Origin of the sequence: Neisseria sp. S1 (assembly GCF_048060015.1) — a bacterium.
Lineage (GTDB): Bacteria > Pseudomonadota > Gammaproteobacteria > Burkholderiales > Neisseriaceae > Neisseria > Neisseria arctica.
The window spans coordinates 175,038-200,967 of record NZ_JBLUPI010000004.1 but is presented as its reverse complement, the minus strand read 5'-3'; the positions used below and the strand labels follow the sequence as shown (position 1 = coordinate 200,967).

22 protein-coding genes and 1 pseudogene are annotated in these 25,930 nt (G+C 47.2%); 7 read left to right on the top strand and 16 right to left on the bottom strand.

From position 1 onward, the window contains the following. Positions 1–2 precede the first annotated feature (2 nt). The 16 genes and pseudogenes from ACEPPX_RS04750 to yihA form a co-directional block, all read right to left on the bottom strand. Positions 3–584: a beta-class carbonic anhydrase gene (locus tag ACEPPX_RS04750; protein ID WP_047760015.1), complete on the bottom strand. Its 582-nt coding sequence runs from the start codon at positions 582–584 to the stop codon at positions 3–5. Between the two features lie 283 nt (positions 585–867). Beyond that, positions 868–1,365 carry a 4-hydroxyphenylacetate 3-monooxygenase, reductase component gene (hpaC, locus tag ACEPPX_RS04745; RefSeq protein WP_416623137.1) on the bottom strand — a complete coding sequence of 166 codons (498 nt, stop codon included), beginning with the start codon at positions 1,363–1,365 and terminating at the stop codon, positions 868–870. Positions 1,366–1,388: 23 nt separating this feature from the next. Next, on the bottom strand, positions 1,389–1,829 hold the full coding sequence (hpaR, locus tag ACEPPX_RS04740; RefSeq protein ID WP_047760013.1) for a homoprotocatechuate degradation operon regulator HpaR: 441 nt from the start codon (positions 1,827–1,829) through the stop codon (positions 1,389–1,391). A 213-nt stretch (positions 1,830–2,042) separates the two neighbouring features. After that, positions 2,043–2,927: an NUDIX hydrolase gene (locus ACEPPX_RS04735; RefSeq protein ID WP_416623136.1), complete on the bottom strand. Its 885-nt coding sequence runs from the start codon at positions 2,925–2,927 to the stop codon at positions 2,043–2,045. A 127-nt stretch (positions 2,928–3,054) separates the two neighbouring features. Beyond that, positions 3,055–3,813 carry a class I SAM-dependent methyltransferase gene (locus ACEPPX_RS04730; RefSeq protein ID WP_416623135.1) on the bottom strand — a complete coding sequence of 253 codons (759 nt, stop codon included), beginning with the start codon at positions 3,811–3,813 and terminating at the stop codon, positions 3,055–3,057. Positions 3,814–4,008: 195 nt separating this feature from the next. Further along, positions 4,009–4,170: pseudogene (locus tag ACEPPX_RS04725) on the bottom strand (helix-turn-helix domain-containing protein); the annotation flags it as partial. 258 nt (positions 4,171–4,428) lie between these two features. Further along, on the bottom strand, positions 4,429–5,697 hold the full coding sequence (locus tag ACEPPX_RS04720) for a sigma-54-dependent transcriptional regulator (RefSeq protein WP_416623134.1): 1,269 nt from the start codon (positions 5,695–5,697) through the stop codon (positions 4,429–4,431). Beyond that, the gene (locus tag ACEPPX_RS04715; RefSeq protein WP_416623133.1) at positions 5,684–7,279 is read right to left on the bottom strand and encodes a two-component system sensor histidine kinase NtrB; all 1,596 of its coding nucleotides are present in this window, start codon (positions 7,277–7,279) and stop codon (positions 5,684–5,686) included. Before ACEPPX_RS04715 ends, ACEPPX_RS04720 begins: the two co-directional genes overlap by 14 nt. Positions 7,280–7,332: 53 nt before the next feature. Continuing rightward, positions 7,333–9,660, bottom strand: coding sequence for a DNA topoisomerase IV subunit A (gene parC / locus ACEPPX_RS04710; RefSeq protein WP_416623132.1), 2,328 nt, complete (start codon positions 9,658–9,660; stop codon positions 7,333–7,335). A 94-nt stretch (positions 9,661–9,754) separates the two neighbouring features. After that, positions 9,755–10,285, bottom strand: coding sequence for a GNAT family N-acetyltransferase (locus ACEPPX_RS04705; RefSeq protein WP_416623131.1), 531 nt, complete (start codon positions 10,283–10,285; stop codon positions 9,755–9,757). A gap of 82 nt (positions 10,286–10,367) precedes the next feature. Beyond that, a complete protein-coding gene (locus ACEPPX_RS04700; RefSeq protein ID WP_047760006.1) occupies positions 10,368–10,910 on the bottom strand; it encodes an isochorismatase family protein in 543 nt (180 codons plus the stop codon). Positions 10,911–11,047: 137 nt separating this feature from the next. Next, entirely contained in the window at positions 11,048–12,268 is a 1,221-nt protein-coding gene (gene argJ / locus ACEPPX_RS04695) for a bifunctional glutamate N-acetyltransferase/amino-acid acetyltransferase ArgJ (protein ID WP_416623130.1), read from the bottom strand. A 339-nt stretch (positions 12,269–12,607) separates the two neighbouring features. Further along, the gene (locus ACEPPX_RS04690) at positions 12,608–13,147 is read right to left on the bottom strand and encodes a DUF924 family protein (protein WP_416623129.1); all 540 of its coding nucleotides are present in this window, start codon (positions 13,145–13,147) and stop codon (positions 12,608–12,610) included. A 396-nt stretch (positions 13,148–13,543) separates the two neighbouring features. Next, on the bottom strand, positions 13,544–15,142 hold the full coding sequence (locus ACEPPX_RS04685; protein ID WP_047760003.1) for an isocitrate lyase: 1,599 nt from the start codon (positions 15,140–15,142) through the stop codon (positions 13,544–13,546). 512 nt (positions 15,143–15,654) lie between these two features. Then, positions 15,655–16,527: a lipid A biosynthesis lauroyl acyltransferase gene (locus ACEPPX_RS04680; protein ID WP_416623128.1), complete on the bottom strand. Its 873-nt coding sequence runs from the start codon at positions 16,525–16,527 to the stop codon at positions 15,655–15,657. A 111-nt stretch (positions 16,528–16,638) separates the two neighbouring features. Continuing rightward, positions 16,639–17,286: a ribosome biogenesis GTP-binding protein YihA/YsxC gene (gene yihA, locus ACEPPX_RS04675; protein WP_047760000.1), complete on the bottom strand. Its 648-nt coding sequence runs from the start codon at positions 17,284–17,286 to the stop codon at positions 16,639–16,641. Positions 17,287–17,429: 143 nt separating this feature from the next. On the opposite strand from yihA, the gene ACEPPX_RS04670 reads away from it, so the two are divergent. The 7 genes from ACEPPX_RS04670 (at position 17,430) to ACEPPX_RS04640 (ending at position 25,892) form a co-directional block, all read left to right on the top strand. Next, complete coding sequence (locus ACEPPX_RS04670; protein WP_047759999.1) at positions 17,430–18,056, top strand: c-type cytochrome; 627 nt, start codon at positions 17,430–17,432, stop codon at positions 18,054–18,056. Positions 18,057–18,324: 268 nt separating this feature from the next. Next, a complete protein-coding gene (locus tag ACEPPX_RS04665; protein ID WP_416623150.1) occupies positions 18,325–20,280 on the top strand; it encodes a cytochrome c biogenesis protein ResB in 1,956 nt (651 codons plus the stop codon). Then, positions 20,264–21,457, top strand: a complete 1,194-nt coding sequence (gene ccsB, locus ACEPPX_RS04660; RefSeq protein WP_416623127.1) for a c-type cytochrome biogenesis protein CcsB — start codon at positions 20,264–20,266, stop codon at positions 21,455–21,457. The genes ACEPPX_RS04665 and ccsB overlap by 17 nt, the downstream gene beginning before the upstream one ends. 282 nt (positions 21,458–21,739) lie before the next feature. After that, positions 21,740–23,311 (top strand): TerC family protein, encoded by a 1,572-nt coding sequence (locus ACEPPX_RS04655; protein WP_416623126.1) that lies wholly within the window; start codon positions 21,740–21,742, stop codon positions 23,309–23,311. A gap of 93 nt (positions 23,312–23,404) precedes the next feature. Beyond that, the gene (locus tag ACEPPX_RS04650; RefSeq protein ID WP_416623125.1) at positions 23,405–23,938 is read left to right on the top strand and encodes a hypothetical protein; all 534 of its coding nucleotides are present in this window, start codon (positions 23,405–23,407) and stop codon (positions 23,936–23,938) included. Positions 23,939–24,216: 278 nt separating this feature from the next. Continuing rightward, positions 24,217–25,758, top strand: coding sequence for a BCCT family transporter (locus ACEPPX_RS04645; protein WP_416623124.1), 1,542 nt, complete (start codon positions 24,217–24,219; stop codon positions 25,756–25,758). After that, the gene (locus ACEPPX_RS04640; RefSeq protein WP_268776806.1) at positions 25,758–25,892 is read left to right on the top strand and encodes a hypothetical protein; all 135 of its coding nucleotides are present in this window, start codon (positions 25,758–25,760) and stop codon (positions 25,890–25,892) included. The genes ACEPPX_RS04645 and ACEPPX_RS04640 overlap by 1 nt, the downstream gene beginning before the upstream one ends. Positions 25,893–25,930: the final 38 nt, after the last annotated feature.

Below are 25,930 nucleotides of genomic sequence, written 5' to 3'. Positions count from 1 at the left end.
GGTTATTTGGGGGAAAGTGCACATTCGTTTTGGCCGTTGACTACCAAGGTCAGTTTTCCTGTCGATGGGTGGATAACCAAGCCGTGTACGGCAACGTCTTCAGGCATCAGCGGATGGCGGCGGATAATGCTGACTGTATGGCGCACGCTGTCTTCAACATTATCAAAACCGGTCAGCCAGCTGTCGAGATCGATACCGGCATTGCGCAGGGTGACGATGCGGTCTTCGGGAATGCCTTTTTCTTGGGTACGGCTCAGAAAACTTTCGGGGCTGAGGCCGCGCATGCCGCAATCATAGTGGGCAACAACCATGATTTCTTTGACTTTTAATTCGAATACGGCTACCAGAAGGCTTCGCATTACAGAACCCCACGGGTGGGTTACGAGTGCGCCGGCATTTTTAATCAGCTTGGCATCGCCGTTTTTTAATCCCAATGCACGCGGCAACAGCTCAACCATGCGTGCATCCATGCAGGATAAAATCGCGAGTTCGCGGTCGGGGTATTTATTGCTGAAAAATTGTGCATATTCGCCTGAATCAACGAAGTTTTGGTTGAAGTCTAAAATGTCGTTCAAAACACTCATGATATTTCCTTGTAGTTGGGGCGAGGTATGCGGCAGTCGATCTTAATAGCGTATGGTGCGAACGTAAGGACTGCTATATTGTTCTCATTTTAGTGAGCCGATGTTTCTAAATTATGGTATGGCAAATTATAGCCGCATCATTAGTGATTGGGTTTAGGTAGTGTCGGAATAGGGATATGCTGTCAAAGATTATAGCTGGTTCTTTAAAGCGGTTAAATAATTCTTATGGTGTGTTTGAATGGAGCGAGAGGCTGATTGGTAGAGCGTAGGTCGGGATATTGATTCAGGCCAGGCCATGAAAGCGGCGGCGGAAGTATACGAGGGCGGGAGCCGATTCGGTGTCGTGAACTTTAATTTCATCGATTTCTACGAAAAATACGCTATGGGTGCCAATGTCGTGTTTATCGACTACACAACCGTGCAGATGGGCAAGCGCGCCTTCTACTTCAAGTTGACCACTGCTGCCCCTGTGCCAAATGTGATATTCGAATCGCTCCTCGGGAGACAGTTTGGTGATGCCGGCGAAATGTTCGGCAACATCTTGTTGGGATGACGACAATACATTAATGCAGAGCTTTCGGTTTTGGATGAGTATCGGTGTAATGGCGGCATTGCGGTTGATACAGAGCATAATGGTAGGCGGCTCATCGGTAACTGATGAAACCGCCGTCATAGTAATGCCGTATCGTCCGGCAGAGCCGTCAGTTGTAATAACATGTACACCGGCGGCACAGGATGCCATTGCAGAACGAAAAGCTTGTTTTTGTATTGATGCTGTCATTAAAAATATTTTGTCGGCTGGAGTTATTCTTCGTCTTTCTGTCCGATGGTAGAAAGTTCGCCGAGTAGTTCGCGCAGTTGGCGCATTTTATCTTTGGAAAAAACTTCTTCGATTAAATCGTATCGCTCATCTACCAAATCACAGGTGGTCCGGTGCAATTTTTCACCTTCTGGTGTAAGTTTCAGATATACGCGGCGTTGGTCGTTAGAGGGTTTCAAACGAACGACAAAGCCTGCTTTTTCCAGGCGTGTGAGAATACCGGTCAGACTGGGGCGTAAAATACAGGCCTGGTTGGCCAAGTCTTGGAAATCTAGAGTACCGTTTTCGGCAAGTAGGCGGATAATCCGCCATTGCTGATCGGTAATACCGACATTATTCAGAATCGGACGAAACTGGGTCATTAATGCTTCACGCGCCTGAATCAGACTGATGTTTAGGGAAGCATGTTTTGATTGTGCTGGCATAAATAACCTCCGGCCTGTGGGCTGCAAGATGAAAGGAGTAGGCGTAATCTCAAGTTTTATTGGAATAATCCTAAGATTCTATGCGAAAAAAAATAAAATCACAATGTGCCGGGAAAAAATTGTTTCAAATATCACAATTAGATATTAATGATAATATTTTGGAGTATGCGAAAATAAACCGTATCGGCTGTTTGGTCTGCGTGTGCCGGGCGGTTAGAGAGCCGTGCGTTTAAGCCATAATCCCAGCGGGTGGCTGCTGTTTATCAAACCATAGCGGTTATAGGCATCCATCGTGGCCAGTAAGGCATCATTCATTAAGCGGCCTTCGTACATTGCGCGTGTCAATTCCGAAATGGAAAAAATGTTGAATTCGGCTACTTCGCCGTCTTGATTTTCAGGGTGAAAATCTTCGGGCAAAACAATATCAAAAATATACAGTACTTCACGGTGTAAGCCGCGTGAAACAGGTCTGAGGCTTAGGCGTTTGCTTTGGCATTCTAGAGGTTTGAGGAAGCAGGCAGGCAAGCCGGCTTCTTCAGCCCCCTCACGCTGCATAGCGTTTTTTACACTTTCACCGCTACTAATACCGCCACCGACTAAGTTATCCAGTTTGTTGGGATCAACTGCTTTGTACGGGCTGCGTTTGCCTATCCAAAAGCACCACTGGCCGTTATATTTGACCAGTCCGTTAATATGTACGGCTGCACTTTGCAGCCCTAACGGGCGGAAGACGGAACGTTCCAGAGAGAATAGGGCGTTACCTGTTGCATCAAGTGCATCAAATTTTTCGTTACGCCAACCATTGAGTATCCCTGTTTTATGCCATTGAAATGCCATGTGTTCAAGAGCATCGGCCATTGCCAGCCAGCTGTCGGTATTTAGGAAGGTTTGTAATCCTTCGGTTCGGATGTGCCCCTGCCAGTCTTGTAGCAATAGATTGTGCCAGTGATTTTCCATCATGCCCAAAGGCAGATCGTTTAGAAACAATGTATGCCATCCGTTTAGGTTACAGTCGAATTGTTTTTCGATGTGCTGCCATAAAAGCTCGTGTTCCGAATCGCTTAGAGGTGGGAAAACGGGTTTTTCTGCGGGCTGCATAGGGGAAATCACTTTTATTTTTGTAAAATAGTATTCTAACAAAAAAATTTATTTATCAGCATTTTTCATGCGCGGTATTAGCTGATGTATTCTTTATTTTTCTATAATTTCGATATGTTTTGAAAATTTATTCGGATGTGTATTCCGGATTATCCGGCATGTAAACATCAAAACGAACGCTTTTACCGCTGTATTGATAGGCCGGCTGTTCCTGGTTGAGGAATTCCCCCAACCTCGGGCGCTTGACGACCACTCTTTTTTTTGCAGCCATTTTGGCTGCTTTAAGCAAGGGTGCTTCATTTTGGGCGGAACCGACTAATCCGTGAAAGTAGGCCATTTCTTTTTTGACAGCGGCCGCCTTACGCCGCTCCGGATACATGGGATCAAGATAGACAATGTCTGGGCGCTCGCTTTCTCCAACAGCTTGCAGCAAGTCGATTGAATCGCCGGGAGTAAGTGTAAGCCGTGCGGCAATTTCTTTCACTGTCTCATCAGTTTGTGCCCTGCGGATACCGTCTGCGAGTAAGCAGGCGACCGCTGGGTTTTGTTCGGAAATGCGAACGGCCAAGCCTAATGAGGCTAAAACGAAAGCATCCCGCCCTAAGCCGCCTGTGGCGTCCCAAACACTTGGGAAGGTGGTATGGTTAACTGCTTTTGCGATTAACTCTCCGCCGCCTTTTAATCGCCGGTATTGTGTAGCTCCGCCTGAAAAGTCGACTTGAACACGCCCCTTTTCTCCGGCTTTACACAGTGATATACCAGATGCGTCGGCCACTAGGTACTCGCCTGTATGTGGTGCGGTATGGCAGGTTTGAAGGCCGAATTCTTTGATTAGGTTGAGTGCTTCTTGGGGGGCAGAGTCAAGTAAAAGAACGGGTTTGACCATAAATAAACAGGTTGGTTAGAAGGTGGGGGGAGTTTCAGACGGCGTGCGTGCAAATCATCATTTTATAATGATAAGGAAATAATTTATAACGGCAAATAATGGTAAGGCAGGCATACCTCGAGGTTGTAACCCTACTATATAGATTCGGGAATTGTATGCCACTTATTCAGGCCGTCTGAAACATATATAATCGCATTAATTGATATCCAATCTTTCCATACGATAGCGCATGGAGCGGAAGCTGATACCCAATAATTTTGCTGCTTGTGTGCGGTTATAGCGGGTCTGTTGCAAGGCTTGTTCGATAATATTGCGTTCTATATTGTCGAGATAATCTTGAATTTGCATTTTCCCCGGGACAAACTCGCCATGCTCGCTGTTGCTGAATGCAAGCGGTGATTCTTCTTCTACGGAGTTTATTTTTTCGGCGGGTACGGGTGTATTACTTTTTTCTTGATGGGAAGGGGTAGCTTGTATTTGCAGATCATCCAATTGGATGATATGACCGACGGATAGGGCAACGGCACGCTCAAGAATATTTTCCAGCTCACGGAAGTTGCCGGGATAGCTATAGTGCAGTAATGCTTCTTGGGCTTGCGGGGTTAGTTTGTAAGGTTACTGTCCGCTACCGTGTTTTTTGAGTAAACGCATGATAAGCGGACCTAAGTCTTCCCGCATTTCACGCAATGGCGGCATATGGAGAGAAACCACATTGAGACGGTAGTATAAGTCTTGGCGGAATTGGCCGTTTTCTACTAGGGTTTCCAAGTTTTTATGTGTTGCGCATACAATCCGTACATCTACGAAAGTTTCCCGTGCTTCGCCAATGCGGCGTACGGCTTTTTCTTGAATGGCCCTGAGTAATTTGACTTGCATCGAAAGTGGCAAATCGGCTACTTCATCCAGAAACAGCGTACCACCGTTCGCATGCTGGAAAAAGCCCAAGCGGTCGGTATCTGCTCCGGTAAAACTGCCTTTTTTGTAACCGAAAAATTCACTCTCCATAAGGTTTTCGGGGATGGCGCCACAGTTGACGGCAATAAAAGGGCCATCCGCCCGCTCGGATAATTCGTGAATAGTACGGGCAGCCTGCTCTTTACCACTACCTGATTCACCTGAAATGTAAACAGGTACATTGCTGGATGCCAAACGGCGGATCAGATGGCGCACTTCTTCCATCTGCGGCGAATGACCCAAAAGCCGCGGCATATCCGGCTCATCAACTTCTTCTGCTACCGCTTCTTGAAGTTCTGCATTGGGTTTAAAAGAGGGCGCTACACTAAAACGGCTGCGCAGGCTGCGTAGGTTTTCAGGGATGGGGCCTTCATTACTGATGCTGCTTCGAAACGGTTGGGGCGTGAGTGCTTTCGGATTGGCAGCTGGTGATACGCGGGTATTGGGCGTAATGCGCGGCATACTTCTAGCCGAATAAGAAGCTGTTTCGGGCGGGGTTTGCGGTGGCGTAGGTGCTGCTACTGTAGTAGTGGGGGTTATCGTAGGCTCTTCATTTACCTGAACGGCAGATTTGACCAGCGAACGTAACTGGGACAATGTAATGGGTTTTTGCAGGTAATCAAATGCACCGGCTTTGAGTGCTTCAACGGCATGATCGGCATTGCCGAAAGCAGTAATCACCGCAACAGGCGTATCGAGCATCAATTCATCGATATATTGGACGACTTCCAGCCCTGAACCGTCGGGCATGCGCATATCCGTGAGTACGAGAGAGTAGTCGTTTTCATCCAGTTTGTTTTTGGCGTCTTCTACTCCAACGGCGGTTTCAACGCGCAGCCCCATCTTCATCAGGGTCATTTCCATCAAATCACGAATATCGGCCTCGTCATCTACAACCAATACCGGATCTTGCAGATTATGTTTGCTCATTGTTTTCTCTTGGTAAAATCAATTCAAATCCGTTCATTTCCGGATGGTAGTGGAGTTGGCCCAGATTGGCGTGCGCAAGTTCCCGGGCCACATACAAGCCCAAGCCGGTACCTTGTTTTTCCGTCGTGAAAAAAGGTTCAAACAAGCGGTTACGCAAGTCGGCGGGTACACCTTTGCCGTTATCGGCAACTACGATCGAGATATGCATGCGGCCGCTCGGTTTGAAGAGAACGGTAACGGCATGCTCGTCTTTACGGCTGTGGCGCCAAGCATTGTTGCATAGGTTCCACATAATTTGTTGTACGTGCATCGGGTCGGCAACTACGCTGAGGTTTTTGCCTTCCATATTCATTTTGATACATTTGATGGCATCAGGATTATTCAGGGTGAATTCTTGTTTGAACTCTAACCAGAATTTCATCAGATTGATAGGAGAGTGGCTGATTGTGTCGCGCTTATTCAGAAGCGAAACATCTTCGAGCATTTTGTCGATACGCTGGATATTGCTGTCGATAATATTGTGTAATTTCAGTTTTGCGGGGTCGGTATCGTCTTCTTGCAACAAATCATTAGCATGACGTATAGCCGACATGGGGTTGCGTATCTCATGAGCGAGATTGGCTGTCAGTTGGCCGAGTGAAGCCAGTTTGTTTGCCATGGCTTCGGCGGCTACTTCGCGTAGAGAGCGTACATACAGCATCAGGAGTTCGGTATTTTCCTGTATCAGGGGAACTGCGCGTACATGCATGGCATGTTGGAAAATATGGATATCGGTTTCAAATGGTTTTTCAGGCTGATAGCGCCAGCGTATAACCAAATCGGTAAATGCTTCTTCCCGGCTGTCGATGGCCAATCCCGGAAAGTAAGTTTTAGCCTGACGGTTGAAAAGCCATACGCGTTGGGTCGCATCAATAACAATAACCGCTTCTTGAACGCGGTTGAGTACCAAACGGTTCAGACCGCTTACACGGCGGTAGGCCAGTTTGTGTTTGCTGGCAGATTCGGTAGCGGCTTGCAGGTAGGTAGCCGAAAATGCGGTGAGGGCTGCTACCAGAAAACCGGCAGCTATCAAAAGAGCGGCTGAAATTAATACTCCGCTTTCCCAAGGTTTGTCCCAAAAACCAACTTGATTGCGCAAAAACAGGTTGATGGCGACCAGCATAGCGGCATAACCGGCATACAGCATCGGATAACGGCCATGGCTCAGTAGGCATGAGGTGGCGATAAAGGGTAGTATCAGAATACCGAAGCCGGACTGTATGCCGCCAGCTATATAGGTAAGCCAAGCCATCATAGAGATGTCGGCTACGGCACTGGCGCTAGGAAGCTCGAGTGTTTGCTCTTGCCAGCCCGGACGGAAAACGGTTAGAAAAATAATCACACCGTATACGGCAGCCCAAGTATAAAACTCAATTGGATTAAACAGGCCAACCGAAGTCGCACCTATACCGGCATATTCACTAATGATGTGAAATACCAACAGAGAAAATACGATGGCAATACGGGCGATGTTGATTAAACCGGGAATGCGTTCACTTTGTACTTCCCAATCGCCTCTTAAAAATAGGCCGTTTGAGCTCATTGTAAAGATATGTCCTGTGCTCTGCTGAAAATCAGCAAGATAACTATTACATGCTATCCGAAGGTTGCATCATCTGCATCAATTGCCGATAAGCGGTTTAAATAACCGTTTATCTGTAAAATTTTACCTTTTCGCCCCCGTTTGTTGTCGATATCCCGGATTCGAAGCCGCTCACTGTGTTGCGCGCCGCGGCGGCCCGTGCTTTCTACAACAAAATCTTGTGCCGAAGATACGGTAACGTGGGTTAGTGATGCATTGTCCGCCAAATTCATCAATTGCAAGCCGCGGCCTTTTGCCATTACTTTGAGTTCGCCTATTGAAAATGCCAGTAAACGGTTGTCGCTGGAAGCCAAGATGACTTTGCATTCCGGATTGATTAATGAGACGGCATATATCGGGACGGGAGCAAGTACTTTTTCTCCCGGTTCTAAAGTCATAACGACTTTGCCTGTTTTGATACGGCTGACCAAGTCTGCTTGTTTGGCGATAAAGCCGTATGCGCCGCTGTTGCTTAAAAGATAATGTTGTTCGGGCAGGCCGGTAACAATAGATACGACTTCTGCACCGTTTTGCAGGTCGATAAGCGAACCAAGAGGCACGCCGTCTCCACGGCCACCGGGAATTTCAGCTGCGTCAAGAGTGTATGTCCGACCCAAAGAATCAAGCACGATAACCGGCCATACGGTTCGGCCTTCTAATACCTGTTTCAAGCCGTCGCCCTCTTTAAATGTGGTTTGGCTTAAGTCAAGGCCGTGGCCGACACGGCTGCGTATCCAGCCCTGTTGCGAAAGGATCAGTGTAATCGGTTCGTCGGCCGTAGTTTGAGTGAGTGTGGCACGGTCGGCTGCTTCTACTAAGGTACGCCGTTCGTCACCGAATTGTTTCATATCGGCCTGCATTTCTTTGATGATGAGTTTGTGCTTTTCATTTTCATCACTCAAAAGCAGGTTCAGACGGCCTTGTTCTTCGCGCAAGTCGTTTAATTCTTGTTCGAGTTTGAAACCTTCCAGACGGGCGAGTTGGCGTAGGCGGATTTCGAGAATGTCTTCGGCTTGTATTTCGCTTAGGTTGAACGCAGCCATGAGTTCGGGCTTGGGTTCGTCTGATTCGCGGATCACGCGGATAACTTCATCGATATGCAAGAATGCAATCATGCGCCCGTCAAGAATATGGATGCGCTTTTCAACTTGGTTGAGTCTGAATTTCAGACGGCGTGTGACGGTGGTAATCCGGAAATCAAGCCACTCTTGCAGGATGGATTTCAGATTTTTTTGTGCCGGACGGTTGTCTGTACCCATCATAACCAAGTTCATCGAAACATTACCCTCTAGGCTGGTTTGCGCCATCAGGGTGTTGACGAAGTTTTCAGGCTCGATGCGGCTGGATTTGGGTTCGAATACCAAGCGCACGGGTGCTTCGCTGTCGCTTTCGTCACGTACTTTTTCAATCAATTCCAGCATCAGTTTTTTGGTATTGAGCTGGTCTTGGTTAAGTTGCTTTTTGCCTGCTTTGGGTTTGGGGTTGGTTTGTTCTTCGATTTCGGCCAAGATTTTTTGGGCGCTGGTGTTGGGCGGCAGTTCGGTTACGATAACGCGCCACTGGCCGCGTGCCAATTTTTCGATTTCGTAGCGGGCACGCACCCGGATGCTGCCTTTGCCGCTTTCATAGATATTTTGCAAGTCGGAGGCAGGGGTGATGATTTGGCCGCCTCCGGCAAAGTCGGGGGCCGGAATATACTGCATTAAGGCAGCCGTATCCATGCTTGGTTTTTTCAATAGGGCGATTGCCGCTTGGGTAACTTCGGTCAGATTGTGCGAGGGGATTTCGGTTGCCATGCCCACCGCAATGCCGGAGGCGCCGTTGAGCAACACCATCGGTAGGCGGGCTGGCAGGTGGACAGGTTCTTCAAAGGCTCCGTCGTAGTTGGGAACGAAGTCGACGGTTCCCATTTTGATTTCCGATAACAGTAATTCTGCAATCGGGGTCAGCCGGGCTTCGGTATAACGCATGGCGGCGGCACCGTCGCCATCACGTGAGCCGAAATTGCCGATGCCGTCTATCAGCGGATAACGCAGGGTAAAATCTTGTGCCATGCGCACCATGGCTTCATAGGCTGGTCTGTCGCCGTGCGGGTGGTATTTGCCGAGAATTTCTCCCACCACCCGTGCTGATTTGACAGGTTTTGCGCCATGAGTCAGTCCCATATCCTGCATGGCGTATAGAATGCGGCGTTGTACCGGCTTTTGGCCGTCTGAAACATCGGGCAGGGCGCGGCCTTTAACAACGCTCATGGCATATTCGAGATAGGCACGTTCGGCATATTGGCCGAGCAGCAGATAATCGTCGCCGACGGCGGTGGGCGGGGTTTGGTGTTCGTTCATACTGTTACAATAATTTCTGCAGTTTATTATTAGTAGTTGTGGTGTTTTATTGTAAAACAAATTATTTATTTGTGTATGTTTGTTTCAGACGGCTTCAGTCGATAATTTTCTTACCTAGAATAATAATATCGGCAGTAAAGTCTTGCAGGTCGCATACTCCGGGTAGACGTCCCCACTCTTCGAAGCCGAATGTATGGAATAAGCGCAAACTCGGATGATTGTGCCCGTATATCACGGCCAATGCATTGCGTATGCCGAGAGATGGTGCGCGTTCGAGCATATGTCGTAGCAAGATTTTCCCGACACCGACACCGCGCGTGTCATGGCGGACATACAGGCTGATTTCCGCACTGATATGATAGGCGCGGCGCGGATGATAGTCGCTGTAACTCCCCCAAGCGAGTACTTCGCCAGATAGGTTTTTTAACACATATAACGGGCGGTTGCCGTGATGTGCATCAAACCATTCCTGTCGACTGGCAATGCTGACAGGTTGTAAATCGGCTGTGGATTGGCGGCTTTCGATAGTACTGTTGTAAATATCGACAATAGCGGGCAAGTCGTCTTGAGTAGCTGTACTGATGGTGTAAGGCTGCATATTTAGAAATTCGGATAAAAAAGGCATAAGCGGCCGTCTGAAATATGAATAATCCCATTTTCAGACGGCATGAGGAATGTAGCGCAATAAAGGCTTGCGCGGCTTGGTTTTACTGGATCAGCTTGGAAACGGTTTTAAATACCGGATGTTTGGCATCGTTCATTAGCTCGAACAAAATGCTTTCTACATTTGATACAACGGCGCCGTTATCCCGCATTTGTTCCAAAGCATTTTCTTTGTTGTCGGGATTGCGCGATGTGGTGCACTCAAAAGGAATATATACATCATATCCGGCTTCGCGCAAATCCAATACGGTTTGCAACATACAAACATGTGCTTCGGCACCTACCAAAATAATATTGCGCCGGTTGTGTTGTTTTAACGCAGCAGCCACTTCGTCCGTATAAGCGGAAAAGCGGGTTTTTTCAAAAATCGGTGCGTTTTCAAGCAGCAGTTTGACGGCATTCACCGTGCTGCCCAATCCTTTAGGATATTGCTCGGTGGCAATCACCGGTATTTCCAGCGCATGTAGGCCTTGTAACATGGTACGGCTTTTTTCAACCATAGTTTCTGCTTGGTGCAGGGCAGGCATCAGACGCTCTTGAATGTCGACAACGATACAGAGTGTGGTTTCGGGATGTAGACGAGGCATGGTATTTCTCCTGTGGTAGTACCGGAAAGATTTCTTTGTAGAAAGTTTTATTTTATAGAGGGATGCCGTCTGAAAAATACTCAGGATTGTCGCAGGCGGCATCCGTTAAAATATTATATTTTGGGGTGTTTCATTTTTCAGCTGCGGTAGTCGGCATTAATGGCGACATATTCTTTGGATAAATCGCAGGTATAAATAGTAGCCTGCGCATTGCCACGCTGTAAATCGACACGTACGGTAATTTCATTCGGTTTCATAACTTCCTGGCCTGCTTCTTCGGTATAGCTGGCAGCCCGGCCGCCGTTTTCTGCGACCAATACATCGCCTAACCATAAACGTACTTTATCGGTATCGAGATGTGCTATACCGGAGTAACCGATGGCAGCCAGTAGGCGGCCTAAGTTGGGATCGCTGGCAAAAAAGGCGGTTTTAACAAGCGGTGAGTGTGCAATGGCATAAGCCACTTTGCGCGCTTCTTCGCGGCTCTCGGCATTTTCGACTTGGATGGTAATGAATTTTGTCGCACCTTCCCCATCGCGCACAATGGCTTGGGCCAGCTCGACGGCTAAGCCTTCTAACAGCTCTTTCAATTGATCGTAGCGGGGATCGGCAATATTGTCGATCTCGCTTTGGCCGCACTTGCCTGTGGCTACAATCACAAAACTGTCGTTGGTGCTGGTGTCTCCGTCTACTGTAATGCTGTTGAACGAGGCATCGGCAATTTCTTGAGTGAGCATTTGCAAAACGGGTTGCGAGACTTTTGCATCGGTAACGATAAAGCCGAGCATAGTAGCCATATTCGGGCAAATCATGCCTGCGCCTTTAGAAATGCCGGTAGCGCGGACGATATGGTTATCGCCGACTTTGCCCTCGCGACTGGCTGCTTTGGGTACTGTATCGGTCGTCATAATGGCGCGGGCAGCATCGCTCCAATGTGCCGGCTTCAGATTCGGCAGGGCTTGGTTGATTTTATCGACAGGTAGAGGTTCCAAAATCACGCCGGTGGAAAAGGGTAAAACTTGTTCGACAGCACAACCGACCTGATGAGCAACTGCCTTGCATACCGCTAAAGCATCTTCACGTCCTTGAGTGCCCGTGCCGGCATTGGCATTGCCTGTATTGATAATTAAAGCACGGATACCGTTTTCATTGACAAGGTGTTGTTTGGCAATATGCACGGGAGCTGCGCAGAAGCGGTTTTGGGTGAAAACTGCTCCCACTGTATTATTGTTGTTGAGAACGATTAGGGTTAGGTCGGAATGGTTTGGCTTTTTAATACCGGCTTGTCCGATAAAAACCTGTGTGCCTTCAACGGCTAAAATTTCAGTAGCTTCTTTTTCGCGCAAATTTACTGCCATAGGTAACTCCTTCGGGCTGGAATGGGAAACCGGAGATTCAAGTCGGATATAAAGTGTTGAGTGTTGTCTGCATACCTTATGGTTACAGTTTTCAGACGGCGTAATAGAGTAGTTGTGCAGGCGGTATGCTTAGAATAGAAAATAGCATTAATCGGCAGTGTAAACAATAAGATTTATTATCGGTAAATAAGGGTAGGCGGAATAAACGCATTTTGATATGTAACATCATTGTGTATCACGGTTTTATGCCGCTACTCTACTAGAGAGAATTCAAGTAATCGGCATAGGTTTTTGTAGTCTGATACCGATTACCTTGGTGTGCAGAATGCTGATTTCGGGTTAAAAAGAAGAGCCTTCTTCTTGTAGAAATGCTAGTTCTTCATCAGTGCTTATGCGCCCGAGAATAGCGTTACGGTGAGGATAACGGCCGAAACGCCGGATAATCGCTTGGTGTCTGAGCTCGAAGTCTAAGGTATTGGTATTATTTAACGCATCGAATAATGGTAGGCTTCGTTCGTGAATCAGAGCGGATTCAGAGTGCATGTAGGGCATAAGTATGAAATGCCGTTCATGTGCGGGCATTTGGGCAAAACCAGGTTGGGCAACGGCCTCTTGCGCTAAAGCCAGTGCCATTGCATCTTGAGAGAATGCTTGGGGGGTGTCGCGGTAAATATTGCGGGAGAATTGGTCAAGTATGATGATTTCGGCCAAGCGCCCCTTCAAAGAGGTGCGCCATGTATAGAGCTCTCCCGCAGCAGCTTGCTTCAGTATCTCGTCGAAGCGTTTGGATAGCTTGCGATCGAAGGCTTCGCTTTTTGCAAACCAGTAGGGCTTGGCCGTATCGGAAAACCAAAAATCAAGAATGGTTTGTGGTGTCATGTTTATCAGCCTTAGAGTAGGTTGGGACGGTGAGTCGGGTTTGATCTGGATTGGGCGGGAATTTTCGGTAAAGCCGTCTCGATATCCGCCGAAATTATTAAGAAAACTGCGGAAATTAGTAAAACGGTTGGATAAAAATTACCAATATTGAATTGAACTGTACGGTGTTTCTGCCTGCATAGCAAGACGGCTTGCTTACCGTATATAAAAAAAGGGGCAATCCCGAAAGATTGCCCTAAATACCTCAAATCAGAGATTTACGCTTCACAAACAATACAGGCTTTCGCCTGTCTTTATCCACGCAGCTCAACTCTACGCAGATAAAGCCGGTAAGCTTCAGACGGCCTCCTTAGGGAGCAGCGTATGCCGTCTGAAACTATATGTCGCATGAATAATTTAGTGGAATTGATTCATGGTATTGTCTTTGCCGCCGGCTTTCAGTGCGGCTTCACCGGCAAAGTATTCTTTGTGGTTGTCACCAATGTCCGAACCGGCCATATTTTGGTGTTTCACACAAGCAATACCGTTGCGGATCTCTTGGCGTTGTACGTTTTTCACATATGCCAACATGCCGTCTTCCGCAAAGTAGCCTTTGGCCAGAGTATCGGTAGAAAGTGCGGTTGTGTGGTAAGTCGGCAGAGTAATCAGGTGGTGGAAGATACCTGCTTGAGCCGATGCATCGCGTTGGAAGGTGCGGATGCGCTCGTCTGCTTCTTTAGCCAGATCACTTTCATCATATTCGGCACTCATCAGCTTAGTGCGATCATAGGCAGAAACGTCTTTGCCGGCTTCGCTCCAAGCATCGAATACTTGTTGACGGAAGTTTAAGGTCCAGTTGAAAGACGGACTGTTGTTGTATACCAATTTGGCATTCGGAATGGTTTCGCGGATTTTGTCTACCATTTCCTTAATTTGGCCGATATGCGGTTTTTCAGTTTCAATCCACAGCAGGTCGGCACCGTTTTGCAGCGAAGTGATACAGTCAAGTACGACACGGTCTACGCCGGTACCTTTCTTAAACTGGAACAGATTGCTTGGCAAACGTACGGGTTTGATGGTTTTGCCGTTGGTATTTACGATAACATCGCCGGGTTTCACTTGGCTGATATCGGTAATTTCTTCACCGTCGAGGAAAGAATTGTATTGGTCGCCCAAGTCGCCCGGTTCGGTAGAATAGGCGATTTGTTTAGTCAGGCCTGCGCCCAAAGAGTCGGTACGGGCCACAATAACGCCGTCATCTACGCCCAATTCTAAGAAAGCGTAACGTACGGCGTTGATTTTAGCCAAGAAGTCAACATGCGGTACGGTGACTTTACCATCTTGGTGGCCACATTGTTTTTCATCTGACACTTGGTTTTCGATTTGGATACAGCAGGCGCCGGCTTCAATCATTTTCTTCGCCAGCAGGTAAGTAGCTTCAGCGTTACCGAAACCTGCATCAATATCGGCAATAATCGGTACCACATGGGTTTCGAAATTGTCGATTTGGTCTTGGATTTCTTTGGCTTTGGCTGTATCGCCTTCCGCATTGGCTGCATCCAGAGCAGTAAAGAGCAAATCCAGTTCGCGTGCGTCGGCTTGGCGCAAGAAGGTATAGAGCTCTTCGATCAATTCCGGCACGGTTGTTTTTTCGTGCATGGATTGATCGGGTAGAGGACCGAATTTAGAACGCAAGCCCGCCACCATCCAGCCGGAGAGGTAGAGATAACGTTTGTCGGTAGTTTTTTGGTGCTTCTTGATAGAAATCAACTTTTGCTGGCCGACAAAACCATGCCAGCATCCGAGTGATTGGGTGTATTTTGCAGGGTCGGCATCGTATTCGGCCATGTCTTTGCGCATAATAGCGGCAGTGTATTTGGCAATATCAAGGCCTGTCTTGAAGCGGTTTTGCAGGCGCATGCGTGCGACATATTCGGGCGTGATATCGTGCCAGCTATCGCCCATTTCACGTTTCAGATCACCTGCTTTTTTAATTTCGTCCTGATAGTTAGACATACTCAACTCCTTTGTTCTCGCTTGATTTTTGGATTCCGACCGTAGCCATGCTCTCCCAAGCATGTAACTCGGTGTAGTGGAAATGTACCTGCTTTTTTTTAAATTGCCAAGGAGTGTATAAAAAAATTTTATTTTTCTTTATCTTAGGATTCTTGTTCCGTTTTAAAATTTTCCTTCGCCTGATGTCTTTTTGTAAATTATTCTGCTTTAAAATAAGATTATTTAAGCACTTTATTATCATGTAATCATTTTTTTAGAATGCAGGAGTAGCGCAGGGAAAAGTACTGATGATTTTTAATTTATTGATTTTAAATGGTATAAATTTAGTTGATGGATTTTTATGAAATTATTTATTTTTAATATCGGAATGAATTTTTATCATGCTGAAATAAAAATGTAATGAAATGTAGTTATGGAGTGTGGTGCTTGAAAATATGGCTTGATAGGGAAATCAGTGAAAAGCCTTTTCTGTGCCTTGGACATACGTTATAGAAAAGGCTTTGAGAGAGCCGTTAATTATAGAATCCCGCTTCACCCTCAGGACGGGTTTTAAAGCGCTTGTGCAGCCAAAAGTATTGCTCGGGATTTTCGCGAACACGGGCTTCGATAAAGTCATTCATGCGCTGGGTATCGGCTACGGTGTCGTTACCGGGAAAGTTTTCCCAAGCCGGATAAAAGCGTAAAACAACGGTGTTGTCTTTCAGGCGGGTGGGAATGGTGGGGATGACTTTTGCGCCGGTCATGGCGGCGATTCGGCTTAGGCCTGCAATTGTGGCAGTTTGGATATCAAAGAAATTAACAAAAATAGAATCGTTGCGGCCAAAGTCTTGATCGGGTAGATAGAGAAATGGCGCATCGCTTTTTCGTATTTGTTTGATGATGGCGCGTAAGCCCTCTGTGCGCCCAATCAGGAAAACATTGTTATAGCGATGTCGGCCTTTAAGTATTTGTTCGTCCATCGCTTGGTTTTTTTGATGGGAGTACATACTGATTAGCGGTATGTCTTGGTTGAGGGTGTAAACCGCCATTTCGAAGGCAGTAAAGTGCGGATAGAGCAGGATGACTTTTTCTCCCGCAGCCAAAGCATCGTCAAGATAGTGCTTATCCTGGTAGGTAACGAATTTGCGTAGGCGGATAGCGGGTGCATACCAATAGAGGCCGTATTCGAAAAGTAGTTTGGTCATATGGCGGAAGTGTTGTTTCAATATTTTGCGCCGCTTCGCTTCGCTCCATTCGGGAAAGCACTTGAGCAGGTTGATTTCGCCTACGCGGCGGCGGGGTGCGACAAGATAATAAGCCAGCCAGCCGGTTGCATCTGCGATTTTGTGCAATACGGAAAAGGGTAGTAGTTGAATAAGATATAAGATAAAAAAGGCAAATTTCATAAATCAGTTTCAGACGGCCTGTAAAAATGCCTACTTATTATAAGGGAATTGTTCAGGCCGTCTGAAAAATGTATAGGGCATCGGCTAGCAAGAAGGCATTGGTGTGTTGGGTTATTCCGGTTGCGGAGGCGGGGAGGACTCCGAAGCATGGGCAGCGGCAGCAGCGTTTTCAAACCAAGAGGCGACTACTTGGTTGACTTCCTCCTTTCCGGTTTTTTTTAAGCTGGAGAAAAGTTGTACGCTGATTTGTTGGCGTTCGCTGAAAGGTTTTAGCGCCTTTTTGACGGACGACAAAGTTTTAATCTGCTCGTTTTTGGATAATTTGTCTGCTTTCGATAACAGAATGTGTACGGGGCGGCCGGTGATATGAAAAAAATCCAGCATCTGCATATCAAGCTCTTTGAGCGGGTGGCGGGCGTCCATAATCAAAATCAGGCCGACCAGTTGGGGGCGTTTTTGCAGATAATCGCCCAATAGTTTCACCCAGTGCGCACGAATGGCTTCCGGTACTTGGGCATAGCCGTAGCCGGGCAGGTCGACCATAAACGCACCGTTGGCCAGTTCGAAAAAATTGATGTGTTGGGTGCGCCCCGGGGTTTTGGAAACATAGGCCAGCCGGACATGGTTGCATAGGGTATTGATAGCACTTGATTTGCCCGCGTTGCTTCGGCCCACGAAAGCGATTTCGGCAGCAGTGTCGGGCAGGTCTTTGAGATGGTTAACCGTTGTAAAAAATTTTGCGTTTTGAAATAGGTTCATATGTAGTAAAATTGTGTGAATTTGGTATAGAATACCATGTTTATATAATTATCGGTTTAGCCGGATACAAATAAAAAAATCCGGTATTGAGTATAGGAAGGCATAACGGCAGCGGGCCGAAATGCTGTAACCAGGAGCACTCCATGAAACGTTTTACCTTGTTGACTATGGCCGTTGTTGCAGGTGCAGCAATGGCTGCGCAGCCGAAAGCAGATATCGCCAAGGGTAAAGAAATTGCGACCAATATCTGTGCGGCATGTCACGCGGCAGACGGTAACAGCGGTATCGCTATGTATCCGAAATTATCGGCCCAGCATGCCAATTATATTTTCAAACAAACCAAGGATATTAAAGAGGGCAAGCGCACGACAGGTGCTGCGGCCAGCATGGCACCTTTGGTAATGTCGCTGTCTGATCAGGATATCGCCAATGTATCGGCTTTTTTCGCTACCCAATATCCGAAAGCGGGCGAAACCAATCCTAAGGAAAATCCCGAGTTGGGTGCCCGGATTTACCGTAGCGGTATTGCCGCGAAGAAAGTTCCTGCCTGTATGTCTTGCCACGGCCCGAGCGGTGCGGGTATGCCTGCCGGCGGTACGGATATCGTTGCTTATCCGCGCTTAGGAGGCCAACACAAGGCTTATATTGTTCAACAGATGCAGGCTTATCAAAGCGGCCAGCGTACTAATACCATCATGAATGATATCGCCAAGCGTATGTCGGATGAGGAGCTGAATGCAGTAGCCAACTTTATCCAAGGTCTGCATTAAAAATACAAAATCGGAAGCGCTCTAACTCAGTTGTTTTAAGATTTGGTTAAGGTTGGGTGGGGCTTATCCATTACAATGACAGCACCGGATATTTAAGTTGCGCTGTCTTTATAAGGCCGTCTGAAAGCCTTTTCAGACGGCCTTATTTACACTGATGTGAAATTTTTTAATTTAATTGTTGTATAAAATATACAGTTAGTTGTTTATGAGCCAGCCTAAAAAATCCGTTCCCCTTATCCGCCGACCTTGGTTTGCTTTTTTAAGCTCCATGCGTTTTGCCGTCGCGCTTTTGAGCTTGCTCGGTATTGCTTCTATCATCGGAACGGTATTGAAGCAGGGGCAGCCGATTGCCGATTATTTGGTGAAGTTCGGTCCGTTTTGGATGGAGATTTTCCGGTTTTTAGGTTTGTTCGACGTATATGCCTCGGTTTGGTTTGTGGTCATCATGCTTTTTCTGGTGCTCTCAACCAGCTTGTGCTTATGGCGCAATATACCGCCGTTTTTGCGGGAAATGCGCTCTTACCGTATCAAGGCCACCAAACAGTCGCTCGCCTCAATGAAGCATACTGCGGAATTGCCGGATGTTTCACCGGAGATAGCCGTGCGTTATCTGCAGGTACAGGGCTTCAATACTAAAACAGTTGAGCGTGAGGACGGCTCGGTTTTAGTTGCGGCCAAGAAAGGTGCGATGAACAAATGGGGTTATATTTTTGCCCATTTGGCTATTATTGTTATCTGCTTGGGCGGTTTGATTGATAGTAACCTGTTGTTGAAGATGGGTATGCTGACGGGTAAGGTCGTACCGGATAATGATTCTGTTTTTGCAAAAGATTTCAAGCCCGAAAGTACGCTAAGCCGCAATAATTTATCTTTTCGCGGTAATGTCAACGTAACCGAAGGGCAAGCAGCGGATGTGGTATTTCTGAATGCCGACAAAGGGATATTGGTGCAGGATCTGCCTTTTTCCGTAGAGTTGAAGAAATTTCATATTGATTTTTACAATACCGGTATGCCTAAGGATTTTGCCAGTGATCTGGTGGTAACGGATAAAGAAACCGGTGAAAAAATCGAGCGCACTATCCGCGTGAACCATCCGTTGACCTTGCATGGTATTACGATTTACCAAGCCAGCTTTGCCGATGGCGGCTCCGATTTGAAATTCAAAGCTTGGGATTTGGCTTCTGCGGTCCGTCAGCCTGTTCCTTTGGATGCCGTATCAATGCGCCAATTTCCGTTGGATCTCGGCGGGAAGAAGTATCGTATTGAGTTCGAGCAATTCAGCTCGATGAATGTCGAAGATATGAGCAAGCCGTCTGAGAAGGCAGGCGGATTATCGAATATCGTCAATGATGTAAGGGCAGTAAAGCAAGAGCGTAAGTTTACCAATATCGGCCCCTCAATCATTTACCGTATACGGGATGATGCAGGACAGGCCGTCGAATATAAGAACTATATGCTGCCGATGCTGCAGGAAAAAGACTATTTTTTCATTACCGGTACTCGGGAAGGCCTGAACCAGCAGTATCGTTGGTTACGGTTGCCGGCAGACGGACAGGGCAAACTTGATACTTTTATGGCTTTGCGTGAGGCTTTGAACAACGAGGCAGTACGCAAACGTGCGGTATTGCAGGCCACCGCCGGTACTCCTGAAAAAACGCGCACGCAGTTTAATCAGGCGGTAGAGAATACCTTGAGCCTTTTTGCACGGGGCGGCTATATCGCTTTAAACGATTTTGTCGCACAGAATATCCCGCGTGAAGAGCAAACGAAAATGCAGGATTATTTCTATCAGATTCTGTATGGCGCGATGAATGCTTTGTTAGAAGAAACCTTGAAGGGTGATAATTTACCGGTCTGGCCGCAAGATGAAGCGCGAAACCGCTTTTTGCTCAACAGTATGGATGCCTATACCGGCTTGACGGTTTATCCGGCGCCTATGCTCTTACAGCTAGACGGCTTTAAAGAGGTACGCTCTTCAGGCTTGCAGATGACCCGCTCTCCGGGAGCCTCATTGGTATATATCGGTTCGTTGTTACTGGTATTGGGCACGATATTTATGTTTTACGTACGCGAAAAACGTGCTTGGCTGCTGTTTGAACAAGGAAGAATCCGCTTTTCGATGTCGTCCAGCCGCGACGAGCGTGATTTGAAAAAAGAATTCCCCGAACATACACAACGCTTGAAACAATTGGCAAAGGATCTGAACCATGACGCAAATCAGTAAAACCGAACGGCTGCTCGAACACGAACTGTTGACGCAGAAATCATGGATACGCCGTCTGAATGTATTGGATTGGCTGTTTGCTGCAGTGATTGTGCTGGCGGCCGCTTTTTCACAAACCCATATCGGCCATCATATGGATGGTTACGAAGTGGCTATTTTGTGGTTCAGTGCAGTTTCCGCCGTTTTTCTCGGTTGGTTTTTCAAGCCTTTGCGCTGGTTTATTCCGCTTAGCCTGATATTGGCTTATTCGGCGGTACAGCTTTACGGTGGAACCATCGCTAATACAGACCGCTTTTTATTGAAATATTTTCTGAGCAGCCAGTCGGCCATCATGTGGCAATGCGCTTTTGTATTTTTCGCATGGTTCTGTTATATCGCCGGTGCGCTGCTGGCACGTCGGAGCCATACGGAGACCAATACCCTTTTGGGAATGGCAAGCGTGTTTGCCTGGGTATCGGCTTTGGCTGGTTTTACTGGAATGCTGGTGCGCTGGCATGAAAGCTATCTTTTACGCCCCGATGCGGGCCATATTCCGGTATCGACCTTATACGAAGTATTTATTTTGTTTATGGTGATTACCGCGTTGATGTATCTCTATTATGAGAAAAAATTCGCTATCCAAAAACTCGGTGGTTTCGTATTCGCCTTTATGGCAGTGCTGGTGTCGTTTGTTTTGTGGTACAGCGTATCCCGTGAGGCGCATGCCATTCAGCCGTTGATTCCTGCCTTGCAATCGTGGTGGATGAAAATTCATGTGCCGGCAAACTTTATCGGCTATGGTGCATTCTGTATCTCAGCTATGCTTGGTGTGGCAGAATTGGCGGTATTGCGTGCCGAGGCCAAAGGCCGTAAAAGCTGGCTGCCTGCTTCACAGGTGATCGAAGAAGTGATGTATAAAGCGATCGCTGTCGGCTTTTTGTTCTTTACTATCGCTACTATTTTGGGTGCGTTGTGGGCGGCTGATGCATGGGGACGCTATTGGAGCTGGGATCCGAAAGAAACTTGGGCGTTTATCGTATGGTTGAATTATGCGGTATGGCTGCACTTGCGCCTTGTTGCGGGATGGCGTGGCAAGGTGTTGGCATGGTGGGCGGTTATCGGCCTTTTCATTACAGCCTTTGCATTTATCGGCGTAAATATGTTTTTAAGCGGTTTGCACTCTTACGGTGCGTTGTAATATAAAGCAGATTTGAAAGCCGGTACGAAGCGTACCGGCTTTTTCGATTGGGCGGCCTTGCATTTTACGGTTAAACTGCTACACTCTTAATTCCATCATTTTTAGGCATATATCCCCACTATGAAAGACGCAGAGCAGAGCGGTTTATCAGAAACCACTATTTGCACGGTGCGGTGTATGTATCAGAATCAGGCAGGCTGCTGAAGCAGCCTGCCTTTTATTGTGTTTGGCGTGCCGCATTGGATAAGGCCGCCTGAAAATTAATTGTAAGGATATCGGATAATGGATTTTAGTTGGCTTGCCGAACCGACTACCTGGATAGGTTTTGCTACTTTGCTGGTTTTGGAGGTGGTGCTCGGTATCGACAACCTGGTTTTCGTTGCGATTTTGGCGAATAAAGTGAAGCCTGCCTATCGTGACCGGGCGCGGGTGGTTGGCCTTTCGTTGGCCGTTGTGATGCGTATTGTGATGTTGGCATTTATGGCCAAAATTATGACGCTCACCCATCCGTGGTTTCACATCGGTGATTTCGCCGTGGCGGGTAAAGATTTGATTATGCTTTTCGGCGGCTTGTTTTTACTTTATAAGGCGACAACCGAATTACACGAGCGTTTGGAAGGACATAACCAATTCCATATTGCAGATAATAATAAAAAACACTCGCCTTTTATGGCGGTGGTGATGCAAATTTTGGTACTGGATGCCGTCTTCTCAATTGATTCCGTCATCACTGCCGTAGCGATGGTCGAACACATCATTGTGGCGATGGCTGCGGTAGTGGTGGCAATGGGGGTGATGATTTGGGCGAGCAAACCGCTTACCGAGTTTGTAGACCGCCATCCTACGGTAGTGATGCTGTGCTTGGGCTTCTTGCTGATGATCGGTTTCAGCCTGATTGCAGAGGCCTTCCATATGCACATTCCTAAAGGTTATTTGTATGCAGCTATCGGATTCTCAATTCTTATTGAAATATTTAACCAAGTGTCATTGAAAAACAGCAAGCGTAATGACTATATCGGCAGCTCATGGCGTCAACGTACGGCTGAAAATGTTTTGGGTATGATGGGCATCCGCGAGGCTGTTTTGGCTAGGGCGGGCGATAATCACGAAGACGACACACATTTTGAAGAAAATGAAAAGTCGATGATCCACAGCGTGCTGACTTTGGCTGAACGCCCGATTTTAGGGGTGATGATTCCTCGTCGCGATATCGAGCGTTTGGATATTTCACAAAGTAAAGAAGAGCAATATGCCCAGCTGCAAAATACTCCTTACAGCCGCTTGCTGGTTGTAGGTAAGGCCGGGGTAGACGAGCCTTTGGGCTACATCAATAAAAAAGATTTACTCACACAGCTGCTGGATAACGAAAACGGTGAATTGAATATTCAGACGGCTTTGCGCCAACCGTTGATTTTGCCCGATAGCACAACCGCGCTGAATGCTATCGAACTCTTCCGCAAAAGTAGCGCTGATTATGCCTTGGTGGTGGATGAATTCGGTGCGGTGTTGGGGATGGTAACGATGAAAGATTTGCTGGAGGCAATTGCCGGTGAATTCCCTGAAGAATATGAGCGCGGAGATGCACCGATGATTGAGGCTGAAAGCGAAGCGCAAAGCTTTGTGGTTGACGGTAGTTTGGAGTATGTCGAACTGTCGCGCCAAATCAACCTGCCACCGCATGATGACGATGCCGATTACCATACTGTTGCCGGTCTGATGATGGAAGAGTTGCAAAATATTCCTGAGGAAGGAGAGTCGGTCGTATTTCACGGTTGGCGTTTTGAAGTGGTTGAGAAAGCCGGCCAGCGGATTGAGCGGGTGCGTATCAGTCCAGTGATGGAAAATGAAGATTAAACCTGTAACCGTATGATGTAATCGGTCTTTGTGCCACATTTGATTTTTGCGTCCGGTGCATTGTATTGCGGATGGGCAATATAGGAGCTGTAGATGATAGACAAATCTTTGATACTTTGTTTGCTTGCTTCATCGCTCTTGTTAGTTGCCTGCAACCAACAAGGGCCAACACAGCAAAATACTGAAACGGCTGCAAGCAGTGCCACCGTTAAGACGGTGAACTCGGAAGTGGCGGCATCTCAGGTTTCTGCTTCGGAAACCGTTGCCGCATCTTCTGAGCAAGATGCACTGGAGAGTTTTTCAAGTGCTTTTACTGCTTTCGGTACTATACCTAATCGGTGGCATTTCTTTGTACAACCTAAAGAGGATGGCACAAATCGGTTGCAGATGCTGGCAGAAGGTGGAGTAGTTAACGGAGAGTTCGAGGTTAAGCGTTCGGTTTATGCGCACGGTGTTGAATTCAGCGGCAAGCATGATGGCGAAACTGTAAATTTGAATATCAGCAGAGCTGCTTGTGAAGATCCGGATTCCGGTCAGAACTATGAATTCAAGGCTGTATTGGATTTCGGCGGTGTCCGATACCAAGGCTGTGCACTGCTGGAAATTATGACGCACACACCAACTTAGCCGGTTTTATTTTGAGTTATTGATGCCGTCTGAAAATATTTCAGACGGCATTTCGTTTGCCAACCGGTACCAACTCAATATTGCAGATATTTTGTAGTATATGATGAATTGATTGATGTATTTGATTAGGTAAACAAGGCAAGAGCGGGTTGTTTTTTCGAATATAATCTTTTAAATAAAATTAATAGTAACTTAATTTTTCATTGAAAATCTGAGTCTAACTGCAGCCGGTTTGCGTTAAAATAAGTCAATATCATATGCTTAATCGGAGGCGGTTGATGAAGATGCCAATCAAACAAGATACAAGCCTAAGGCCGAATTATTTTCTTTATACTTCGCTGATTGTCGGGTTGATGTCAGTCACCGCCCTTTGGAAGCCTACTTTGCTGACCGGTACGATTGTTGCCGTCAGCAATTTTTTTTATCAGAAGTTCGACTGGCTGATTATGTGGCTGCCGCTTTTAGCGTTCGGTTTTGGTTTAGCCGTTGCGTTGCCTGGCAAGTTCGGCAATATCCGTTTGGGTGGGCAAGATGCCAAGCCCGACTATTCGTTTGTTTCGTGGATGAATATGCTGTTTACCGCCGGTATCGGGGTGGGTATTGTGTTTTTCGGGCCTATTGAGGCATTGTGGCATTATTTCCAATCTCCTATTGGAGCACAGGCAGAAGGTTTGCCGGAATACCAGAAAGTGGGCAATGCCATGGGCTTGGCACTGCATGTATGGGGTATTCCGGCTTGGTCGCTGTATATGCTGGCGGGTTTGGTGATGGCTTATTTTCTGTATCAGCATAAAACCGAATGCTCACCTGCCGCACCTGTGGAGTTTGCGTTCAAACGTAAAAAATGGGCAGCACCCTTAGGTAAATTGATTACTGGTACGGCGGTAGTTTCGATTGCTTTTTCCGTATCTTCTTCCATTGCGATGGCGGTTAGCCAAATTGCTTCGGGTATCAGTATCATTACTGGGCAGGGAGCCGCTTCGATTTTGGAAAAAACGGTTTTGCTGACTGTGATTATCGTCGTTTGTCTGTTTGCTACCTTGTTGCCTATCCGTAAGGGGATGAAGGTATTGGGCGACCTGACGGTAGCACTTTCCCTACTGTTGCTGGTGTTTGTGTTTCTAACCGGGCCAACACATTATTTTGTTAGCGTGATAACGGTAACGGTAGGGCATATTATCACGCAAACCGTCGGGCATTCTTTCGAGCTTTATCTTTTCCAGCCCCGTGATTGGATTGTATGGTATCCGATGGCGTATTGGGTTTGGTGGATAACGTGGGCGCCTTTTGTCGGTGTATTTTTGGCGCAGATTTCCAAAGGGCGGACTTTGCGGGAATTTGTGCTGGCATCGGTTTTGGTGCCTTCGGGTTTTATTTTAGTGTGGTTTTGCACGTTTTCGGGATTCAGTCTGCTCGATACGGTTGAGGGCAGCGGGGTGTTGGCTGAAATCGCCAATAAGGGCGACTATGAAGGTACGTTTTACCATCTGTTGAATATGTTGCCTGCTGCTTTTGCCACGAAGCCTTTAACAGTAGTGCTGTTTTTGGGTTTCGTGATTACGACGGTCGTGAGCGCGGCTATTTCTCTCGGCGTAATGACCAGCACCGACGGGCGCAGTGAAAATAAGCGTCGCGCTATCGTTTGGTGTGTGTTCATGGGTATGATCAGTTATGCGGTGGTGTTTACCGGCAAGATAGACGGTATCAAGGCTGTCGGTTCGTTTGCAGGTTTTCCGTTTGTTTTCGTATTTTATTTGTGGATGGCGGCCTTGTGGCGGCAGTTGCGCCGTGATACCGCCGCCAAACAAGGAGGCGCATAATGGGAAAAAATCCTTTTTATTTGGAACAGCCGCTGAGTGAAAACATCATTGAAACGGTTTTGATTACGTTGACCTTGTTGTTTTTGGCATATGTGGTGAAGCTTGCGCTGACAGATGATGAAAATGACGGCTAAAACCCCCCGTCTAATATGATTGATACAGGATACCCGAA

What these genes read in the sequence shown, in the direction of transcription:
- parC (WP_416623132.1), bottom strand. Translation starts at nt 9,660, where the DNA reads ATGAACGAACACCAAACCCCGCCCACCGCCGTCGGCGACGATTATCTG.
- ACEPPX_RS04700 (WP_047760006.1), bottom strand. Translation starts at nt 10,910, where the DNA reads ATGCCTCGTCTACATCCCGAAACCACACTCTGTATCGTTGTCGACATT.
- ACEPPX_RS04750 (WP_047760015.1), bottom strand. Translation starts at nt 584, where the DNA reads ATGAGTGTTTTGAACGACATTTTAGACTTCAACCAAAACTTCGTTGAT.
- ACEPPX_RS04650 (WP_416623125.1), top strand. Translation starts at nt 23,405, where the DNA reads ATGATAGACAAATCTTTGATACTTTGTTTGCTTGCTTCATCGCTCTTG.
- ACEPPX_RS04720 (WP_416623134.1), bottom strand. Translation starts at nt 5,697, where the DNA reads ATGAGCAAACATAATCTGCAAGATCCGGTATTGGTTGTAGATGACGAG.
- ACEPPX_RS04690 (WP_416623129.1), bottom strand. Translation starts at nt 13,147, where the DNA reads ATGACACCACAAACCATTCTTGATTTTTGGTTTTCCGATACGGCCAAG.
- hpaR (WP_047760013.1), bottom strand. Translation starts at nt 1,829, where the DNA reads ATGCCAGCACAATCAAAACATGCTTCCCTAAACATCAGTCTGATTCAG.
- ACEPPX_RS04705 (WP_416623131.1), bottom strand. Translation starts at nt 10,285, where the DNA reads ATGCCTTTTTTATCCGAATTTCTAAATATGCAGCCTTACACCATCAGT.
- ACEPPX_RS04640 (WP_268776806.1), top strand. Translation starts at nt 25,758, where the DNA reads ATGGGAAAAAATCCTTTTTATTTGGAACAGCCGCTGAGTGAAAACATC.
- ccsB (WP_416623127.1), top strand. Translation starts at nt 20,264, where the DNA reads ATGACGCAAATCAGTAAAACCGAACGGCTGCTCGAACACGAACTGTTG.
- argJ (WP_416623130.1), bottom strand. Translation starts at nt 12,268, where the DNA reads ATGGCAGTAAATTTGCGCGAAAAAGAAGCTACTGAAATTTTAGCCGTT.
- hpaC (WP_416623137.1), bottom strand. Translation starts at nt 1,365, where the DNA reads ATGACAGCATCAATACAAAAACAAGCTTTTCGTTCTGCAATGGCATCC.
- ACEPPX_RS04730 (WP_416623135.1), bottom strand. Translation starts at nt 3,813, where the DNA reads ATGGTCAAACCCGTTCTTTTACTTGACTCTGCCCCCCAAGAAGCACTC.
- ACEPPX_RS04715 (WP_416623133.1), bottom strand. Translation starts at nt 7,279, where the DNA reads ATGAGCTCAAACGGCCTATTTTTAAGAGGCGATTGGGAAGTACAAAGT.
- ACEPPX_RS04685 (WP_047760003.1), bottom strand. Translation starts at nt 15,142, where the DNA reads ATGTCTAACTATCAGGACGAAATTAAAAAAGCAGGTGATCTGAAACGT.
- ACEPPX_RS04645 (WP_416623124.1), top strand. Translation starts at nt 24,217, where the DNA reads ATGAAGATGCCAATCAAACAAGATACAAGCCTAAGGCCGAATTATTTT.
- ACEPPX_RS04670 (WP_047759999.1), top strand. Translation starts at nt 17,430, where the DNA reads ATGAAACGTTTTACCTTGTTGACTATGGCCGTTGTTGCAGGTGCAGCA.
- ACEPPX_RS04735 (WP_416623136.1), bottom strand. Translation starts at nt 2,927, where the DNA reads ATGCAGCCCGCAGAAAAACCCGTTTTCCCACCTCTAAGCGATTCGGAA.
- yihA (WP_047760000.1), bottom strand. Translation starts at nt 17,286, where the DNA reads ATGAACCTATTTCAAAACGCAAAATTTTTTACAACGGTTAACCATCTC.
- ACEPPX_RS04655 (WP_416623126.1), top strand. Translation starts at nt 21,740, where the DNA reads ATGGATTTTAGTTGGCTTGCCGAACCGACTACCTGGATAGGTTTTGCT.
- ACEPPX_RS04665 (WP_416623150.1), top strand. Translation starts at nt 18,325, where the DNA reads ATGCGTTTTGCCGTCGCGCTTTTGAGCTTGCTCGGTATTGCTTCTATC.
- ACEPPX_RS04680 (WP_416623128.1), bottom strand. Translation starts at nt 16,527, where the DNA reads ATGAAATTTGCCTTTTTTATCTTATATCTTATTCAACTACTACCCTTT.